Origin of the sequence: Acinetobacter sp. YH12233 (assembly GCF_013417725.1) — a bacterium.
Classification (GTDB): domain Bacteria; phylum Pseudomonadota; class Gammaproteobacteria; order Pseudomonadales; family Moraxellaceae; genus Acinetobacter.
This window is the reverse complement of record NZ_VPDK01000081.1, coordinates 1-2,048: the sequence shown is the minus strand read 5'-3', so window position 1 is coordinate 2,048 and position 2,048 is coordinate 1. Positions and strand designations below refer to the sequence as shown.

Annotated in this window: 2 protein-coding genes; one reads left to right on the top strand and one right to left on the bottom strand. The window is 39.2% G+C overall.

Translation table 11 applies throughout. From position 1 onward, the window contains the following. Positions 1 to 70 precede the first annotated feature (70 nt). Positions 71 to 712, bottom strand: a complete 642-nt coding sequence (locus FTV12_RS16295; RefSeq protein ID WP_004787586.1) for a TetR/AcrR family transcriptional regulator C-terminal domain-containing protein — start codon at positions 710 to 712, stop codon at positions 71 to 73. 65 nt (positions 713 to 777) lie between these two features. Here FTV12_RS16295 and tet(39) point away from each other — a divergent pair, with 65 nt between their 5' ends. Further along, the gene (gene tet(39) / locus FTV12_RS16290) at positions 778 to 1,965 is read left to right on the top strand and encodes a tetracycline efflux MFS transporter Tet(39) (protein WP_087551687.1); all 1,188 of its coding nucleotides are present in this window, start codon (positions 778 to 780) and stop codon (positions 1,963 to 1,965) included. Positions 1,966 to 2,048 lie beyond the last annotated feature (83 nt).

Sequence of the window (2,048 nt, the reverse complement as noted above, 5' to 3'; positions counted from 1 at the left end):
CCATTATGTTAAATAATTAAGGATAAAAGCTTTATTACTAAATAGAACAGTTGCTTAAAGCAGTATAGAGTTAAGTTTGCATTTTAATATCAAGTTGTCTTTCAGCACCGATAATCACCATACGAATCCCATTTTCAAAAATGTCATCCGCATTCATATTTTGTAAGGTATTCACTCCTTGGAGCATGAGTGGATATATAGTTGGATCGGCTTCGAATGGTGGGTCTGATCTTATTTCTTCTTGCTGCTCCTCAAGGACCCACCCAACAATAAACCTTCCTAATGTCATAAGTAATGCAACTGCTTCAACAGGAGAAAACCCAGCATGAGATAACAGCGCAACTTGGGCCTCAATCGTGTTGAAATGTCCTTGACTGGGGCTAGTTCTTGCATGTAGACGAGCACCATCACGGTAAGCTAGTAGTGCTCGACGAAAGCTTACAGAATTAGCGAGCAACCAATCTTGCCATGTCATCCCATCGATGGGTAAAGAAACTAAATGGTGTTCATTTATAATGGTTTCCGCCATTGCTTCCATTAACAAGGATTTATTCTTGAAATGCCAATATAGAGTTGGAGATTTAATACCCAATCGTTGAGCTAGCTTGCGTGTGGTTATTGAATCTATGCCTTCTTCATTCAACATATCCAATGCGGTACGCAGGACTATTTCACGTGTCAGACGTTGAGGTGCAATATCTTTTTTACTCATAAATCTATCACTGATAGGGAGTGTGTGAGAGAATATTAATTCTATCATTGCTAGAGAAGGCATTTGTGAAGAAATCATTGAGCGTGATTTTAATCACTATATTTCTGGATGCTGTTGGGATTGGTTTAATTATGCCGATCTTGCCTGAATTATTACGGTCATTGGCTGGAGCTGAAGCAGGCGGTGTTCACTATGGTGCTTTATTAGCTGTGTATGCTCTGATGCAGTTCATTTTTGCACCTATCCTTGGAGCGTTGAGTGACCGATTTGGACGTCGACCTGTATTAATTATTTCAATTGCTGGTGCAACGGCTGATTATCTCCTAATGGCTGCTGCTCCTTCTCTATTGTGGCTATATATTGGTCGTATTTTTGCGGGAATTACAGGTGCCAACATGGCTGTTGCAACAGCTTATGTTTCAGATATTACTCCAGCCCATGAGCGTGCAAAAAGGTTTGGTCTCCTTGGAGCTGTCTTTGGTATTGGGTTTATAGCGGGTCCGGTAATAGGTGGAGTTTTGGGTGAATGGAACTTACATGCACCGTTCTTTGCTGCTGCTTTTATGAATGGGATTCTTTTAATAATGACAGCAGTCTTATTAAAAGAATCAAAACACAGCAATAAAATGACTGAGAAGGTTCAGGAGCAATCAATATTAAAGAAATTATCCTATTTGATCACTCAACCTAATATGGCTCCATTGCTTGGTATCTTTTTAATTATCACATTGGTTTCACAAGTCCCCGCAACTTTATGGGTTATCTATGGGCAGGATCGTTATGGCTGGAGTATATTTATTGCAGGTGTTTCCCTTGCTAGTTATGGAATATGCCATTCTATTGCACAGGCTTTTGCTATCGCCCCTATGGTAAAGAGGTTTGGAGAGAAAAATACGTTGTTATGTGGAATAGCTTGCGATGCAATTGGTTTACTTCTTTTATCTATTGCTGTTGAAGAATGGGTGCCTTTTGCGTTGTTACCATTGTTTGCCCTTGGTGGAGTAGCCGTTCCTGCTTTGCAAGCAATGATGTCCAGAGGTATTAGTGATGAAAGACAAGGTGAATTACAAGGGCTATTAAGCAGTTTTAATAGTCTGGGGGCTATAATTGGTCCTGTATTAGTTACTAGCCTCTATTTTATGACTCAGGCATCAGCTCCTGGAATGGTATGGGCATTAGCTGCAATACTTTATGTAATCACCCTACCCTTATTGCTTAAGTATCGCCTGAATAAATATTCTGGAGTTCCATAAAATATTTAATTTATTGGTTTAAAAACTAATGGATTCTATAGTTTATCTAAAATTAACATAATACACCTTATACGAAATGCGTT